This window comes from Falsirhodobacter sp. alg1 (genome assembly GCF_000739715.2).
Taxonomy (GTDB): Bacteria; Pseudomonadota; Alphaproteobacteria; order Rhodobacterales; family Rhodobacteraceae; genus Falsirhodobacter.
The window spans coordinates 542,158-557,628 of record NZ_BBJC02000001.1 but is presented as its reverse complement, the minus strand read 5'-3'; the positions used below and the strand labels follow the sequence as shown (position 1 = coordinate 557,628).

Annotated in this window: 20 protein-coding genes; 13 read left to right on the top strand and 7 right to left on the bottom strand. The window is 61.8% G+C overall.

Annotated features, from left to right (window positions below):
• Positions 1 to 28: 28 nt before the first annotated feature.
• The gene (locus TR36_RS02725) at positions 29 to 649 is read left to right on the top strand and encodes a hypothetical protein (protein WP_045387590.1); all 621 of its coding nucleotides are present in this window, start codon (positions 29 to 31) and stop codon (positions 647 to 649) included.
• Positions 650 to 653: 4 nt separating this feature from the next.
• Here the strand turns inward: TR36_RS02725 and TR36_RS02720 are convergent, their stop codons facing one another.
• The gene (locus TR36_RS02720; protein ID WP_045387592.1) at positions 654 to 968 is read right to left on the bottom strand and encodes an AzlD domain-containing protein; all 315 of its coding nucleotides are present in this window, start codon (positions 966 to 968) and stop codon (positions 654 to 656) included.
• Complete coding sequence (locus TR36_RS02715) at positions 965 to 1,669, bottom strand: AzlC family ABC transporter permease (RefSeq protein WP_045387594.1); 705 nt, start codon at positions 1,667 to 1,669, stop codon at positions 965 to 967. Before TR36_RS02715 ends, TR36_RS02720 begins: the two co-directional genes overlap by 4 nt.
• A gap of 89 nt (positions 1,670 to 1,758) precedes the next feature.
• On the opposite strand from TR36_RS02715, the gene TR36_RS02710 reads away from it, so the two are divergent.
• Positions 1,759 to 2,343, top strand: a complete 585-nt coding sequence (locus TR36_RS02710) for an N-acetyltransferase (protein ID WP_045387598.1) — start codon at positions 1,759 to 1,761, stop codon at positions 2,341 to 2,343.
• On the opposite strand, the gene TR36_RS02705 is transcribed toward TR36_RS02710, so the two are convergent.
• Positions 2,340 to 3,200: a hypothetical protein gene (locus TR36_RS02705; protein ID WP_052362445.1), complete on the bottom strand. Its 861-nt coding sequence runs from the start codon at positions 3,198 to 3,200 to the stop codon at positions 2,340 to 2,342. The two genes, TR36_RS02710 and TR36_RS02705, sit on opposite strands and share 4 nt — an antisense overlap.
• Before the next feature lie 8 nt (positions 3,201 to 3,208).
• The gene (greA, locus tag TR36_RS02700; protein ID WP_045387601.1) at positions 3,209 to 3,679 is read right to left on the bottom strand and encodes a transcription elongation factor GreA; all 471 of its coding nucleotides are present in this window, start codon (positions 3,677 to 3,679) and stop codon (positions 3,209 to 3,211) included.
• Positions 3,680 to 3,890: 211 nt separating this feature from the next.
• Here greA and TR36_RS02695 point away from each other — a divergent pair, with 211 nt between their 5' ends.
• From TR36_RS02695 to TR36_RS02685, 3 genes are all read left to right on the top strand, one after another.
• Complete coding sequence (locus TR36_RS02695; protein ID WP_045387604.1) at positions 3,891 to 5,543, top strand: electron transfer flavoprotein-ubiquinone oxidoreductase; 1,653 nt, start codon at positions 3,891 to 3,893, stop codon at positions 5,541 to 5,543.
• Between the two features lie 99 nt (positions 5,544 to 5,642).
• On the top strand, positions 5,643 to 7,349 hold the full coding sequence (locus tag TR36_RS02690) for a tetratricopeptide repeat protein (protein ID WP_045387607.1): 1,707 nt from the start codon (positions 5,643 to 5,645) through the stop codon (positions 7,347 to 7,349).
• Positions 7,333 to 8,148, top strand: coding sequence for a 4-(cytidine 5'-diphospho)-2-C-methyl-D-erythritol kinase (locus TR36_RS02685; RefSeq protein ID WP_045387610.1), 816 nt, complete (start codon positions 7,333 to 7,335; stop codon positions 8,146 to 8,148). The genes TR36_RS02690 and TR36_RS02685 overlap by 17 nt, the downstream gene beginning before the upstream one ends.
• Here TR36_RS02685 and TR36_RS02680 read toward each other — a convergent pair.
• On the bottom strand, positions 8,145 to 9,083 hold the full coding sequence (locus TR36_RS02680; protein ID WP_082714842.1) for a polyprenyl synthetase family protein: 939 nt from the start codon (positions 9,081 to 9,083) through the stop codon (positions 8,145 to 8,147). The genes TR36_RS02685 and TR36_RS02680 overlap by 4 nt on opposite strands.
• 107 nt (positions 9,084 to 9,190) lie before the next feature.
• Here TR36_RS02680 and TR36_RS02675 point away from each other — a divergent pair, with 107 nt between their 5' ends.
• From TR36_RS02675 to TR36_RS14735, 3 genes are read left to right on the top strand one after another with little or no spacing between them, the layout of a single operon-like run.
• Positions 9,191 to 9,406, top strand: coding sequence for a DUF2007 domain-containing protein (locus TR36_RS02675; protein ID WP_045387613.1), 216 nt, complete (start codon positions 9,191 to 9,193; stop codon positions 9,404 to 9,406).
• Positions 9,406 to 10,197 (top strand): tRNA1(Val) (adenine(37)-N6)-methyltransferase, encoded by a 792-nt coding sequence (locus TR36_RS02670; protein ID WP_045388728.1) that lies wholly within the window; start codon positions 9,406 to 9,408, stop codon positions 10,195 to 10,197. Before TR36_RS02675 ends, TR36_RS02670 begins: the two co-directional genes overlap by 1 nt.
• 55 nt (positions 10,198 to 10,252) lie before the next feature.
• Positions 10,253 to 10,420, top strand: a complete 168-nt coding sequence (locus tag TR36_RS14735; protein ID WP_067397891.1) for a YdcH family protein — start codon at positions 10,253 to 10,255, stop codon at positions 10,418 to 10,420.
• A gap of 42 nt (positions 10,421 to 10,462) precedes the next feature.
• Here TR36_RS14735 and TR36_RS02665 read toward each other — a convergent pair whose 3' ends face one another.
• Positions 10,463 to 11,287, bottom strand: a complete 825-nt coding sequence (locus TR36_RS02665; RefSeq protein WP_062762327.1) for an EAL domain-containing protein — start codon at positions 11,285 to 11,287, stop codon at positions 10,463 to 10,465.
• 104 nt (positions 11,288 to 11,391) lie between these two features.
• Here TR36_RS02665 and TR36_RS02660 point away from each other — a divergent pair, with 104 nt between their 5' ends.
• A complete protein-coding gene (locus TR36_RS02660) occupies positions 11,392 to 11,982 on the top strand; it encodes a DNA-3-methyladenine glycosylase I (RefSeq protein ID WP_045387619.1) in 591 nt (196 codons plus the stop codon).
• Here the strand turns inward: TR36_RS02660 and TR36_RS02655 are convergent.
• Positions 11,938 to 12,480 carry a TlpA disulfide reductase family protein gene (locus TR36_RS02655; protein WP_045387622.1) on the bottom strand — a complete coding sequence of 181 codons (543 nt, stop codon included), beginning with the start codon at positions 12,478 to 12,480 and terminating at the stop codon, positions 11,938 to 11,940. The genes TR36_RS02660 and TR36_RS02655 overlap by 45 nt on opposite strands.
• Positions 12,481 to 12,502: 22 nt before the next feature.
• Here TR36_RS02655 and argH point away from each other — a divergent pair, with 22 nt between their 5' ends.
• The 4 genes from argH to lysA are packed head-to-tail and all read left to right on the top strand — an operon-like array spanning position 12,503 to position 15,471.
• The gene (gene argH, locus TR36_RS02650) at positions 12,503 to 13,903 is read left to right on the top strand and encodes an argininosuccinate lyase (RefSeq protein ID WP_045387625.1); all 1,401 of its coding nucleotides are present in this window, start codon (positions 12,503 to 12,505) and stop codon (positions 13,901 to 13,903) included.
• Complete coding sequence (locus TR36_RS15700) at positions 13,900 to 14,055, top strand: hypothetical protein (protein WP_192841304.1); 156 nt, start codon at positions 13,900 to 13,902, stop codon at positions 14,053 to 14,055. Before argH ends, TR36_RS15700 begins: the two co-directional genes overlap by 4 nt.
• Before the next feature lie 7 nt (positions 14,056 to 14,062).
• Positions 14,063 to 14,206, top strand: coding sequence for a hypothetical protein (locus TR36_RS15695; RefSeq protein WP_192841303.1), 144 nt, complete (start codon positions 14,063 to 14,065; stop codon positions 14,204 to 14,206).
• On the top strand, positions 14,206 to 15,471 hold the full coding sequence (gene lysA, locus TR36_RS02645) for a diaminopimelate decarboxylase (RefSeq protein WP_062762325.1): 1,266 nt from the start codon (positions 14,206 to 14,208) through the stop codon (positions 15,469 to 15,471). Before TR36_RS15695 ends, lysA begins: the two co-directional genes overlap by 1 nt.

Below are 15,471 nucleotides of genomic sequence, written 5' to 3'. Positions count from 1 at the left end.
ATATCCCGAGAACCCAAGGCCGGAGCCCATGCGTAACATCCTTCTCTGCCTCATCGCGCTTGTCAGCCTTACGGCATGCGCTGAATCCCGCTGGGCACCCGATGCGGCCGTTGCCCGTGCAGCCTATCATTCGGACGATCCATCCTCGATCACGCTGTTTACCGTGGTCCGGAAAAAAGATGGTCGCGGCGGCCATTCGGGCCTGCTGATCAACGGCAGCCAGCGCGTCCTGTTCGACCCCGCCGGAAGCTGGCAGCATCCGCAATTGCCCGAACGCAACGATGTGCATTACGGCATCACCGACAAGATGGTGGATTTCTACATCGACTATCACGCGCGCGACACATGGGATGTGGTGGAGCAGACCTATCTGGTACCGACCGAGGTTGCCGACCAGATTGCCAGCCGCGCCCAGGGCTGGGGGGCGGTCGGCAAGGCCCAATGCACCCATTCGATCACAGGTGTCCTGCAGGGCGTTCCGGGATTCGAGGGGCTGCACCGCACCTGGTTCCCCGTCAACCTGATGGAGCAGTTTGCCAAGCTGCCGGGTGTGACCACCCGCCGGATCACCGATCAGGAGGCCAACAAGGATTACGGTGTGATGCTGGTGCCGCCGGGGGATTCCCGCGCCACCCCCGTGGCCTATTGATCCGTTACAGCGCCCAAAGCAGGGTATAGAACGTCACACCACCGGCGAGGATCGCGATGAACGTGCTCCTCGCCCAGATACCGGCGGCCACGGTTACGGCTGCCGCGCCCAATCGTGCGGGATCCACTGCCCCCCCGGTCGCCTCGGGCCATAGCACCATCGGTGCGACCAGCCCCGGCAGAACTGCAACGGATGTGTACCGGAGCAAACGGCGGGCCCATTCCGGGAACGCAACCTCCCGCGCCAGAAACGAATAGCGCAGCAGGAAGGTGCCGATCCCCAGCCCGATGATGATGATCCATATCTCGGCGGTATTCATGCGCGCGCCCTCCGCTTTAGCCAGACCTCGGTCTGGGACCCTACGATCATGGCGATCACAGCCGCGACCAGCACCCCCGTGCCATAGGGCATGAAGGTCAGCATCAGCGACACGGCAACCGATGCCGAACAGGCCGCAACATGCGGCAAGGATCGCAACGAGGGTGCCAGCAACGCGATGAAACTGATCGGCAGCGCGAAATCGAGCGCAAAGCTTGGCGGGATCGCGCTTCCGGCCACGGCGCCCACCAGCGTGAATCCGTACCATATCATCAGTAGCGGCACTGCCGAACCGGTATAGAACGCCAGCCGGTTGCTCAATGTACGCGGGTGACGCTCGGCATCGGCCACGGTTACGGCAAAGCTCTGATCTGTCAGCGAATAGGCGATCAGCAGCCGCTGCCACAGCGTTGTGCCCTGCAGATAGGGTGCGATGGCCGCGGAATACATGACCAGCCGCAGATTAACCGCAAGGGAGGTCAGCAGGATGATGGCCAGCGGCGCATTCTCCCCTGCCAGCTGCAGGGCCACGAATTGCGCGGCACCCGCCACCACAAACAGCGAAAACCCCATGATCTGCACCAGATCCAGCCCCGCCTCGGTGGCCACGACGCCAAACAGGATCGCAAAGGGTGCCACCACCAGCAAAAACGGAGAGACGGCGATAAAGCCTTGCCAAAGGGCCTTGCGGGTTGATGTCATCCTGAAGAAACCTTCGCACTTTACTGGCGTTCCCAGCTGGCATAGGCGCTGACGGGCAGCAATGCAACGCTACAGGGACGGGGCGCATCGTGGCAAATCTAAGGATCGAACAAGGCCTTGCGCCGGAATTCCGCGATCAGGCCGCCCATTTGTACTGGCAGGCATTCGGCCCCAAGCTGGGTCGGGTTATGGGTCCGGACGACCGTGCGCGGTCGTTCATCTCGGGGGCCTTGCAGGCGGACCATACCCTTTCGGCGGTGGAGGGCGGGCGGCTGGTCGGACTTTGCGGCTTCAAGACCGCGCGGGGGGCCTTTGTCGGGGCGAACGCTGCGGCGATGCGCAGCGCCTACGGGCGCTTCGGGGCAACATGGCGACGCTATGCCTTGGGGCTGCTGGTTCAGGATACGGACAACCAGCGTTTCCTGATCGACGGGTTATGTGTTGTGCCCGACCGGCGTGGCCAGGGGATCGGCACAGCCCTGATCAATGCCATATGCGCGGAGGCCGTCACCCGCCGCTACAGCGCCATCCGGCTGGATGTGGTCGACAAAAATGAAGGGGCGCGTCGCCTGTACGAACGAAACGGTTTTGCCGCAATCCATCGGCACCCCGCCGGGGCAACTGCGGCGCTGTTCGGGTTCGACAGCACCGTCACCATGGTCCGCCAGCTTTAGACGAAGGCGCCCGCAGCCCGGGCCAGCAGCAGGAATGCGCGCGCCGTACGGGTTTCGGCCAGGGCCAACAGCTCTCCATCCGTGGCGAACTGGGCAAAGGCGGGCAGGCTTTTGTCGAATGTGCGCATGAAATGATGGGCGACATCGCGGAAAATGGCATCCTCGCGAATACGCTGCGCCACAAGTGTGACCGCGGGCCGGTCACGCACCGTACCGATGGCGCTGGTTGCGGCCCCCCGTTCTCCGGCGCTGAACCGGCGCCACAGGTCGGCGCGCGGTGGATCGCTGGCCAGCCCGTCCATGAACACTCCGTCCTCGGCCAGCAGCGTCAGCACGTCCTGCGCCGCGCGGATCAGCCGGGCCGAATCCGGGTCGGACAGAACCTGGCGCAGGGCAATGATGCCTTCCTGATCATCGGCAGAATCGGGAAAGTTCAGCGCCCGCAGATAATCGTCCATGGTCAGGCCGGCAGGTTCCGCATCATCCACCAGATCCAGCTCCGGCTCTTCCTCCACCGGTGCCGGTGGCGGGGCCATGGGCCGCGGCGCGGCCGTCGGGCGGGGTGGCGCCGGGGATTGGGCTTCTGCCCGCATTTGCTCCAGACGCGCCCGCAGGCCGTCCGCCTCCTGCTGCACATCGCGCAGCATGCGCAGGCTTGCGACCAGCCCTGCAATCAGCAGCAGCGGCACGACAAGCAGCAACAGCCCCATCAGCGCCCCCGGCCCCTGCCCCTCGGGGCGAGAGGTCCACCACCACAGACAGACCACTGCCCAAAAGACAGCACCGATCGCACCGCCAAGTTCCGGCAATGGTCCATCAGCCCCCGGACCGGAGGCGCGTGTGTGGTTCGGATTCATGCCATATCTCAGATGAAGCGGACCGAGAGCACTTCGTAGCTGCGCTCTCCACCCGGGGTTTTAACCTCGATGGAATCGCCTTCGTCCTTGCCGATCAGCGCCCGGGCCAGCGGAGACCGCAGGTTCAGGCGGCCATTCTCGATGTCGGCCTCCGGCTCTCCCACGATCTGGTAGGTCCGCTCATGCTCGGTCTCTTCGTCCAGCAGTGTCACGGTGGCGCCGAATTTGATCGAGCCTGACAGTTTGGACGGGTCGATCACCTCTGCAAGGCTCAGCAGGCCCTCCAGCTCCTTGATCCGTCCTTCGATAAAGCTCTGCTTTTCACGGGCCGAATGATATTCGGCATTCTCGGACAGATCGCCCAGTTCACGCGCCTCGGCGATGGCACGGATCACCGCAGGCCGTTCCACCGATTTGAGCAGTTTCAATTCTTCATCAAGCGCTTTGAACCCTGCGCGGGTCATCGGAATTTTGTCCATAAGCCTTTACCGTAAAAGCAAAGCCACGAACCCGGCGGGCACGTGACTTTCATATCGTTGCATCAGACCAGAACGCAATGCGCCCCGAATTGCAAGCAGGTTGACCGGCCATCGGCAAAGGTTGTCGCATGCAGAGATTGACGCTCCATGCCAGCTACTCCATTACTTTCGGACCATAGCGACAGGGCATGGCCCAAAGCCGGAGAGTGATATGACCGCCGAAACCAGCCGTGAATCGATGGAATATGACGTTGTCATCGTGGGTGGCGGCCCTGCGGGTCTATCTGCGGCGATCCGGCTGAAACAGATCAACCCGGATCTTTCGGTGGTACTGCTTGAAAAGGGGTCCGAGGTCGGTGCCCATATCCTGTCCGGTGCCGTTCTGGATCCGGTGGGCCTGACGGCGCTGTTTCCCGACTGGAAGGAAAAGGGCGCGCCCGTCACCGTGCCAGTGACCGAGGACCAGTTCCTGTTCCTGACGGAAACAGGGCAGACGCGCCTTCCCAATGCGCCCATGCCCAAGCTGATGTCGAACCACGGCAATTACATCGTCAGCATGGCGAACGTCTGCCGCTGGCTGGCCGAGCAGGCCGAGGAGCTTGGCGTCGAAATCTTTCCGGGCATGTCCTGCTCCGAGGTGGTCACGGGCCCCGACGGGGACATCAAGGGTGTTGTTGCAGGCGAATTCGGCCTGAACCCCGATGGCACCCCCGGCCCGAATTACGAACCGGGGATGGAGCTTCTGGGCAAATACGTCTTTCTGGCCGAAGGCGTTCGCGGATCACTCTCCAAGCAGGTCATTGCCAATTATGGCCTGGCAACGGGGTACGAGCCGCAGAAATACGGCCTCGGGATGAAAGAGATCTGGGAGATCGACCCGGCCAAGCACAAGGAAGGCACCGTCACGCATACGATGGGCTGGCCTCTGGGCTCCGAAGCCGGGGGTGGCTCGTTCATCTATCATGCCGAAAACAACCAGATCCTTATCGGGCTGGTCGTGCACCTGAACTATGAAAATCCCTATCTTTATCCCTATGCCGAATTCCAGCGGTTCAAGCACCATCCCGTGGTTGCCGAACTGCTGGCGGGGGGCAAGCGCGTGGCCTATGGCGCGCGCGCCATTTCCGAAGGTGGCTACCAGTCCATGCCGAAGATGGTGGCGCCGGGTGTGGCGCTTCTGGGATGCTCGGTCGGAATGGTCAATGTGCCGCGAATCAAGGGCAACCATAACGCGATGCTGTCGGGCATCGCCGCGGCAGAGGCCGCAGCGGCCGCCATCGCGGCAGGACGCCAGAGCGATACGCTGGATGATTACGAGCATACGGTCCGCACAGGTGCGATCGGACAGGACCTGAAAAAGGTGCGCAACGTCAAACCGCTCTGGTCCCGCTACGGGCTTTATGCCTCGCTGATGCTGGGCGGCTTCGACATGTGGACGAACGAGCTGTTCGGTTTTTCGGTGTTCGGCACGCTGTCGCATAAAAAGACGGATGCTGCGGCAACGGGCAAGGCCAGTGATTTCAAGCCGATCGATTATCCAAAACCCGACGGCGTCCTGTCATTCGACCGGCTGACCAATGTGGCCTTCAGCTTTACCAACCATGAAGAAAGCCAGCCGTCCCACCTGAAGCTGATGGATCCTGCGGTTCCCATCTCATTGAACCTGCCGACCTATGCCGAACCCGCGCAGCGGTATTGCCCCGCCGGTGTCTACGAGGTCGTGGGCGAAGGCGACGCCGCGAGGTTCGTGATCAATTTCCAGAACTGCGTGCATTGCAAGACCTGCGACATCAAGGACCCTGCACAGAACATCCGCTGGACCACGCCACAAGGGGGCGACGGGCCGAACTATCCGAACATGTGACAGATCACGTCCGCGGCATTGCGGGCGTCCTGACGCCGCATGGGGGTTTGCGGTCGGTGAAAAAGCGCCATATCGTCGGGTCGTACAGCCGGAGGCCACATGCGCGACCAGATGATATTCCGCCCTGCCCTATTGGCGCTTGCGCTATGCCTGCCATCCGCCACGATGGCGCAGGATGCGGGGGCCTATCTGGCCGCCCAGAATGCGGCCAGCAGCAGCGATCACCGCGCCGCGACCTATTGGCTGGACCGTGCCCTGCAAGCCGACAGCGGCAATCCAGACCTGCTTGAAGGCAGTGTCGTGGCCAATATCGCAAGCAACAACTTTCCCGCGGCCATTGCCGTGGCCCAGACCATGGGATCATCGGGCCTGCAAAGCCCAGCGATGTATATCGCGCTTCTGGACCAACAGGCCAAAGCCAAAGACTGGGCCGCCATTCTGGACTGGAAGATGGACCAGCAGCCCATCGGCGCCCTTCTGGAAAACCTCGTAAAATCATGGGCCTTGCTGGGTCAGGGCAAGCCCGCCGCCGCCATGAAGCGTTTTGATGCCATTGCCGCGACCCAAGGGCTGGAATCCTTCGGGCTGTACCACAAGGCCCTCGCGCTCGCCTCGGTCGGCGATATGGAGGGGGCGGAGGCCATTTTTTCCGACGCCGACCATCCGCTGGCCCTGACGCGCCGTGGCGTTCTGGCGCATATCCAGATCCTGTCGCAACTGGACAGGAACGAAGATGCCATTGACCTGGCGACCGAAGCCTTTCTTCCCAGCGATCCCACGTACAAGGCCGTGACCGCCGAATTGCGGGCAGGCGAGACGCTGGACTGGACCGTGGCCCGCAACGCCAGCGATGGCGTCTCCGAAGTGTTCTATACGCTGGCCTCCGCCCTTCAGGGCGAGGCAGGCGATACGTTCACCCTGCTTTATGCCCGCGTGGCCACAGATCTGCGCCCCGATCAGGCCGAAGCGCAGATCCTTGTCGGGGAGCTGCTGGACCAGCAAGGCCAGACTGAACTGGCAATCGATGCCTACGATCAGGTTTCCCCCGATGACATGCTGCATGAAGCCGCAGAAGTTGCCCGCGCCGATGCCCTGTTCGGCAATGGACAGCAGGACGAGGCGCTGGCTGTTCTTGCAACCCTGATCGACGAGCGTCCGGACGCCTTGGGACCACAGGTCGGCTATGCCGATGCCCTGCGCCGCATGGAGAATTACAAGGACGCCCTGCCCGCCTATGATCGCGCGTTGCGCACCATCGGTCGTCCCTCGGCGCAATACTGGCCTGTCCTGTTCAGCCGCGGCATCGTGCATGAACGTCTGGGCCAATATACGGAATCCGAGGCGGATATGCGCGCGGCGCTGGAATTGCAGCCTGACCAGCCGGACGTGCTGAACTATCTTGGATATGCCTTGGTAGAGCAGGGTCGCAAACTGGACGAGGCGCTGGATATGATCCAGCGGGCGGTCGAGGCCGAGCCTGATTCCGGCGCGATCCAGGACAGCCTTGGCTGGGCATTGTTCCAGCTTGGCCGGTTTGACGAAGCCGTGGAGCCGATGGTTCAGGCCGTCGCACTGGAACCGTCCGATCCGATCATCACCGACCATTTGGCCGATGTATATTGGGCGGTCGGTCGCAGGGCCGAGGCGCGCTTTCAATGGCGACGCGCCCTGTCGTTCGATCCGACAGAGGCCGAGGCCGAACGCATCCACAAAAAGCTGGAACTGGGGCTGGAGCAGGTCCTGACCGATGAAGGCAAGACCGATCTGGCCACGAAGATAACCGACGCGCATGACAACACGAATTGAGGCTCTGGCACGCGCCAAGGTCAATCTTGCCCTGCATGTCACAGGCCGTCGGGAAGACGGATACCATTTGCTGGATAGCCTGGTCGTGTTCGCGGGCGTGGGTGACCGGCTGACCGGCACCACAGCGGATACCCTGACACTGGAGGTGACGGGGCCGGAAGCCGCCGGGTTAAGCGGTGACAATCTGGTTCTGCGGGCCGCCCGGCTGATGGAGGGGACAGCTGCCCTGCATCTGGAAAAGGTTCTACCGGTTGCATCTGGCATCGGCGGCGGCTCGGCGGATGCAGCGGCGGCGCTTCGGGTGATGGCGGGGCTGACGGGTGCGCCCCTTCCCATGGCATCCGATGTGCTGAAGCTGGGGGCCGATGTGCCCGTCTGCCTGAACGGAGCCTCGGCCCGTATGGGCGGCGTCGGCGAACGGCTGGACCCGGTTCTGCTACCCAAAGGATGGCTGGTTCTGGCAAATCCGCGCGTACAGGTGCCCACCGGACCGGTGTTCAAGGGACTTCAGGCCTTCGGGGCTGCGCTGCCGGATATTCCGGCATTCGCAACCGTCATGGATCTGGTTCAATGGTTGCGGAACACGCGCAACGATCTTGAAGCCCCCGCAATTACCCTGCAACCGATTATTGCCGATGTCCGTGATACTCTGGCGGCTACCACGGGCTGCCTGATGGCACGCATGTCCGGATCAGGGGCCACCTGCTGGGGCCTGTTCGCATCCGAACGGGAGGCGCGTGCTGCCGCAGCCGCCCTGCCCCCCGAATGGTGGAGCGCGGCCGCCCCGATGGAGGGTTAGCGGATCCGCGCCACCACGTAATCCGCCACATCCATCAGCATGCCGCGCAATTCATGATCGGGCAGCGGTGCAAGGGCTGCCTTGGCGTGTTCCACCCAGGCGAGCGCATCATCCCGCGCCGCAACCAGCGCACCGTGGCGTTTCAGGATCCCCTGCGCCTGCTCCAGATCACCATCCTGCTGTTCGCCCATGGCGATCGTGCGGGTCCAGAAGGCCATCTCTTCTGCATCCGCCTTGGCCAAGGCCTTGATCAACGGCAGCGTCAGCTTGCGTTCACGGAAATCATCGCCCGTGTTCTTGCCGATCGTTTCGGCAATACCGCCATAATCCAGCAGGTCATCCACGATCTGGAAGGCAATCCCGAGCGCATCGCCATAATCGCGCAATCCGGCCTGCTGCGCCTCGGTCGCACCGGCAATCATGCCGCCCACCTCGGTTGCGGCGCCGAACAGGGCCGCGGTTTTGCCCCGTACCACCTGCAGATATACATCCTCGGTCGTGGACAGATCCTGTGCTGCGGTAAGTTGTAGCACCTCCCCCTCGGCAATTGTGGCGGAGGCGTTGGCAAGTACGCCCAGCACATCGATCCGGTCCGCCTCGACCATCAGCTGGAACGAGCGGGCAAACAGGTAATCCCCGACCAGAACCGAAGATTTGTTATCCCATAGAAGGTTGGCCGTCGGCCGACCGCGGCGACGCTCGCTTTCATCCACCACATCGTCATGGAGCAGTGTCGCGGTGTGAATAAATTCAACAGTTGCAGCCAGATGCACGTGATAGGGGCCGTCATAGCCACACATCCGCGCGGCGGCCAGAACCAGCATCGGGCGCAGACGCTTGCCCCCGGCCTCCACCAGATGGGCCGTCACCTCGGGGATGCGCGGGGCATGCCGGGAAGCCATCCGTTCACGGATAAGATCGTTTACTGCGGCCATGTCGGCGGCCAGCCATTGACCCAGGCGGTCATGCGGTTTTTGCGAAAGGTCGTCCACGTCAATTCCCGTCTCTCGACAAGCAGCGATACGCCACCTATCTGTTTGCCATGAAAGAGCTTCTGCGCACCACCGATCCCACTGTGATCGCCTTCGCTCAGGCGCTGCTACAGGGCGAGGGTATAACGGCCTTTGCAATGGACGTCCACATGAGCATCCTCGAAGGCGGGATCGGAGCATTCCCCCGCCGCCTGCTGGTGCATGAGCGGGATCACTTCCTTGCCAGCAAGATCATGCTGGATAACAAAATTCCGCTTGGGCAATGATGTTCGACGAAAGCCATCTGACCGAAGACGGCTTTCTGGACGGGCGGTTGCGGATCCTGCAACCGCGCGACGGGTATCGCGCGGCCACGGACCCGGTATTCCTGGCGGCTGCCGTACCGGCAAAACAGGGTGAGCGTGTTCTGGAATTGGGATGCGGCGCCGGAGTGGCCAGCCTGTGCGTAGCCTACCGCACCGGAGCCCTGCCAACGGGGGTGGAGGTGCAGCACCCCTATGCCGATCTGGCGCGCCGCAATGCCGCGCGCAATGGCCTGCCCCTGACCGTGATAGAGGCCGATATCGAGGCACTTTCGCTGGCGGAAACCTATGATCATGTTTTTGCCAATCCACCCTATTACGCGGGTGGCACCCCTTCGGCGGATGCGGGTCGTGACATGGCACTGCGGGAACGCATGCATATCGGACGCTGGATTGCCGTCATGGCGCGGCGGGTGCGCCCTGGCGGGACAATCACGCTGATCTTCGGTGCAGACCGTTTGCCCAATGCCCTGATCGGCATGCCTCCCAGCCTCGGCTCTACTGTCGTGCTGCCTCTTGCTGCGCGGATCGATCGTGCACCGAAGCGCCTGATCCTTCAGGCGCGCAAAGGGGGGCGTGCGGCATTTTGTCTTTTGCCCCCTGTGATTCTGCATGCAGGCACAGCACATGAAGGCGATGGTGTTGATGATACAATGCCTTTGCCGCGCAGCATCCTGCGCCACGGCAGCGGCTTTCCGCCCCTTGAGTTGGCCAAAACCGGCCCGCGCAAGAAAATTACCGAAATAGATAGGTGACACGACTCAGAAAGCGTGTTGCACTTCTGTCATCTGCAATCAGATGGAGACCGTTATGTCGATCGCTTCGCACCTGCAAGAACTACGCCGCAAGCACGAATCGCTCTCAAGCTCGGTTACGTGGGAACAGCGCCAGCCCGCCTCTGACCCCCTGAAGATCGCCGAACTGAAACGGAAGAAGTTGCGCCTGAAAGAAGAGATCAGTCGCCTGTCGCAACACTGAACGTTTCGGCGCTGGCGGCAACCGCCAGCGCCCCTCTGATTATCACGCCCGCAGTTTGTCGCGTTTTTTGTCCCATGCGGGCCGCGTCGTAGGCGCCCCGAACAGATACCCCTGAAAACAATCGACGCCGATGGATTGGAGGAACTTGGCCTCCGCCACCGTTTCAACAGCCTCGGCAACCGTGATCATCTCGAAATGCTCTCCGATGGATTGCAGTGCGCGGGTCAGCACCTGGTTGTCGCGATCCTTGTCAATGCCGCGGATGAATTGCCCGTCGATTTTCACCATGTCGAAGAAGAATTCCTTGAAGTAGCGGAATGCGGTGAACCCCGCCCCGAAATCATCCAGCGCAAAGGCAATGCCATACCGCTGCAGCTCCCCCATGAAAGAGGTCACCAGCTCCGGCACAAGCATGGCCGAGGATTCGGTAATTTCCAGAATCAGCCGTTCAGCCACGGTCGCATCCTGTGCAAGACCGTGATGTAGGGCGCGCATCCAGGGGGCATAGCCGATGGAACGGGCCGACATGTTGATGGCCAGACGGATCTTCGGATTGCGCACCAGGGTCAGCATCCCCTGCTCCAATGCGGCGACATCGATGCGGCGGCCAAGCTCCTGCTCTTCGACCACGCTCATGAAATCGCGCGCGGGAATCACCCTGCCCGACGGATCCATGATGCGGATCAGCCCTTCATGAAAGGCAACCTTGCTTGTATCCCTGCCCAGAACAACCGGTTGAAAGGCCAATGCGACACGCTGTTGGTCCAAGGCAGATGCGACCATGGAAATCGTCTGCCGATCATTTTCCGAGACCGCAAAACCGAGCGGCGTCCCGTCAATTCCGACCTTACGCTTGTTATCCGTCATATTCCGCCCCTGTATCGCGCTGTCGACAGACTTGGCCTTTGATCGTAAACAATCCCTGAATATTAGCCGTTAGCTCTAATTTTAGGCAACTTTTGAGAGGGCCGATGCAACGCTGCCAGTGGTGCGGAACAGATCCCGTCTATGTCGCCTATCACGATACCGAATGGGGTATGCCGGAATATGATTCCCGCGCGCTCTATGAAAAACTGATGCTGGACGGCTTTCAGGCCGGCCTGTCATGGATCACGATCCTGCGTCGGCGTGACGGCTTCCGGGAGGCCTTCGAAGGATTCGAGCCCGCCACAATCGCCCGCTGGGAAGAGCCGGAGGTAGCGCGCCTGCTGTCCGATACGCGAATCATCCGCCACCGCGGCAAGATAGAGGCGACAATCACCAACGCCCGCGCCTATCTCGAGATACCGGATTTTTCGGCATTCCTATGGGATTATGTTGGAAATACGCCTTTGGTGAACAGCCCGGAAACGCAGGCCGATGTCCCTGCGGCTACCGATCTGTCACGCCGGATCTCCAATGACCTTCGAAAGCGGGGGTTCAAATTCTGCGGGCCGACGATCACCTATGCATTCCTTCAGGCAACCGGTCTGATCAATGACCATCTGCTGACCTGTGCGGCGCGTGAACGGTGCATCCTAGCTGCCAAGCGCATCGAAAAAGGCCAGGGCGTCCGGACCTGACCAATCGGCATCGCCCGTCAAACGCCCCACGACCTGCCCATCCGGGTTCAGGATCAGCGTGACAGGCAGGCCGATAACCCCTGCCTTGCGCGAAAGCGACTGATCCGGATCGCGCAGGGATGTCACCGCCCCTATGTCCGCATGATCGAAGAATGCCCTGATCTTGGGCAAGGGATTCCGGCCGGATGCGATGGTGACCACCTTCAGATCAGGCCGCTCCACCTGCAGTTTATCCAGCGATGGCATCTCGTGGCGGCAGGGCGGGCACCAGGTTGCCCAGAAATTGACCACCGTCCACTGACCCGCCAGATCGCCCGTCGGCACTTCCGCACCGTCCATCGTCAGCAGCGTTCCCTCGGGCATCGGCTGCGGATCCTGAAATGCGACCTTGCGCATATCCCCCGCTTGTACTGATTGTGCAGCAGGAACATCCGCAATCGCCGCATTTGCGCCAAGCGCCAAGGCGGTATAGACGACACAAAGACCGATCCGAAGCATACCATCCTCCAAAGGCTATCTCATGACCGTATCCGATAAGACCTCTGCCAACGCTATGTGGGGCGGACGATTTGCCGCCGGACCGGACGCGATCATGACGGCAATCAATGCCTCGATCGGGTTCGATAAACGTATGGCGGCACAGGACATTGCCGGATCACGGGCCCATGCGGCAATGCTGGCCGCCACAGGTATCATTACGGATAACGATGCAGAAGCCATCGGCCAAGGTCTTCTCACGGTCTTGTCAGAGATCGAGGGCGGTGAATTTCCGTTCCGGGTAGAGCTGGAGGACATTCACATGAATGTGGAGGCCCGCCTCAAGGAAGTGATCGGTGAACCTGCGGGCCGTCTGCATACGGCCCGGTCGCGCAACGATCAGGTCGCGCTCGATTTCCGGATGTGGGTACGCGACCAGTGCGATGCGGCAATTACGGGTCTCGAGGCGCTGATCCGTGCATTCGTATCGCAGGCCGAGGCCGGGGCCGATTGGGTCATGCCCGGCTTTACCCATCTGCAAACAGCACAGCCCGTCACCTGGGGCCACCACATGCTGGCCTATGCCGAAATGCTGGGGCGTGATCTGTCGCGCTTCCGCGATGCCCGGGCACGGATGAACGAATGTCCGCTGGGTTCTGCTGCGCTGGCCGGCACCAGCTTTCCGATTGACCGCGAGGCTACGGCTCGCGCGCTCGGCTTCGACCGGCCCACGGCCAACAGCCTCGACAGCGTGGCCGACCGTGATTTCGCGCTGGAATTCCTTTCGGCGTCCTCGATCTGCGCGATGCACCTGAGCCGTTTTGCCGAAGAGCTGGTGATCTGGTCCAGTGCCCAGTTCCGCTTTGTACGCCTGTCGGATCGCTGGACAACCGGCAGCTCCATCATGCCGCAAAAGAAGAACCCCGATGCCGCTGAACTGCTCCGCGCCAAGATCGGGCGGATCATGGGGGCCACAGTAGCTCTGTTCACGGTGATGAAAGGTCTGCCGCTGGCCTATTCCAAGGACATGCAGGAAGACAAGGAACAGGTTTTCGATGCCGCTGACACGCTGATGCTCTGCCTGGCCGCGATGACGGGCATGGTCGGCGACATGCAGGCCAATACCGAGGAACTGCGGCGCGCCGCGGCCTCCGGCTTCTCCACCGCGACCGATCTTGCCGATTGGCTGGTGCGGGAACTGGGCCTTCCCTTCCGCGATGCCCACCACGTCACAGGCACACTGGTGGCACTGGCCGAATCCAGGGAATGCGATCTGCCGGATCTGACCCTGACCGACATGCAGGGCGTGCACGCCGGCATCCGCGCCGATGTGTTCGCGGTTCTGGGTGTAGAAAATTCCGTCCGTTCCCGCATGTCCTATGGCGGTACGGCCCCCGATCAGGTGCGCGCGCAAGTCGCCCGCTGGAAAGAGCGTCTGGGATGAACCCTTTTGCCATCCTTCCCCTCATGATGCTCGCCGCATGCCAGCCCGCACCCCTTGCGGGTTCGGACAGCGGCACGGTGCAGGATGGTGCCAAGTTCTCACAATCCGTCAGCAGCCGCATCGGCTCCGTTGGCGTCCACGTCAATCGCTGAGGTTATGATGAGCCATCCGATCCTTCTGGCCTGCCTTCTGGCCTTTGTCGCCTTTACGACCATGTCCGGTTGTGGCGTCGATGGTGAACCGATTGCCCCCAATGGCAGCGATACCTTCCCTGCCGAAACAGTTGCCGAGATTAATCGCTGATGGACCATTTCTTGTACCGTTCGGGCACCCTGCATGCCGAAGATGTCGCCCTTGCCGATATTGCCCAGGTCGTGCAAACGCCGTTCTACTGCTATTCCACCGCCACGCTGACCCGCCATTACAAGCTGTTCACCGAGGCGCTGTCCCCCCTGCCGCATATGGTATGCTTTGCGATCAAGTCGCTGTCGAACCTCGCGGTGCTGAAAACCCTTGGGGAACTGGGCGCAGGCATGGATGTGGTGTCGGGTGGCGAATACATGCGGGCCAAGGCCGCAGGCGTGCCGGGGGACAGGATCGTCTTTTCCGGCGTGGGCAAAACCCGTGATGAAATGCGCATGGCGCTGACCGGCGGTATCCGCCAGTTCAACGTGGAATCGGAACCCGAGATGCGCGCCCTGTCCGAGGTCGCCACCTCCCTGGGGCTGGTCGCGCCCATCACGATTCGCGTGAATCCCGATGTGGATGCCCGCACCCATGAAAAGATCGCGACAGGAAAATCCGAGAACAAATTCGGCATCCCGATTGCCCGCGCTTCCGAGGTCTATGCCGAAGCCGCATCCCTGCCCGGCCTTGAGGTGATCGGCATCGACGTGCATATCGGCAGCCAGCTGACCGAACTGGAACCCTTCGAGCAGGCCTATACCAAGGTTGCCGATCTGACCCGGCAGCTGCGGGCCGAGGGGCATGACATCCGCCGTCTGGATCTGGGGGGTGGCCTTGGCATCCCCTATGCCCGCGGCAACGAGGCGCCCCCCCTGCCTACCGAATACGGCGATCTGATCAAACGCACCGTAGGAGATCTTGGCTGCGAGATCGAGATCGAACCCGGTCGCCTGATCTCCGGCAATTCCGGTGTTCTGGTCAGCCGCGTCATCTACGTCAAGGAAGGAGAGGGTCGCGATTTCCTGATCCTTGATGCCGCAATGAACGATCTGGTCCGCCCGTCGATGTATGGCGCGCATCATGACATCGTCGCGGTGGAAGAGCCGGAGCCGGGTGTCGATACCCATACATTCGATGTGGTGGGTCCAGTATGCGAAACCGGGGATACCTTTGCCAAGGCGCGGCCCCTGCCGCAGCTCAAGGCCGGGGATCTGGTCGCCTTCCGTTCAGCAGGGGCCTATGGCGCGGTCATGGCCTCCGAATACAATACGCGGCCGCTGGTGCCCGAAGTGCTGGTGCATGGCGATCACTATGCCGTCATCCGCGCGCGACCCACATTTGAAGAAATCCTCGCACGCGATACGATCCCGGAGTGGTTGTAA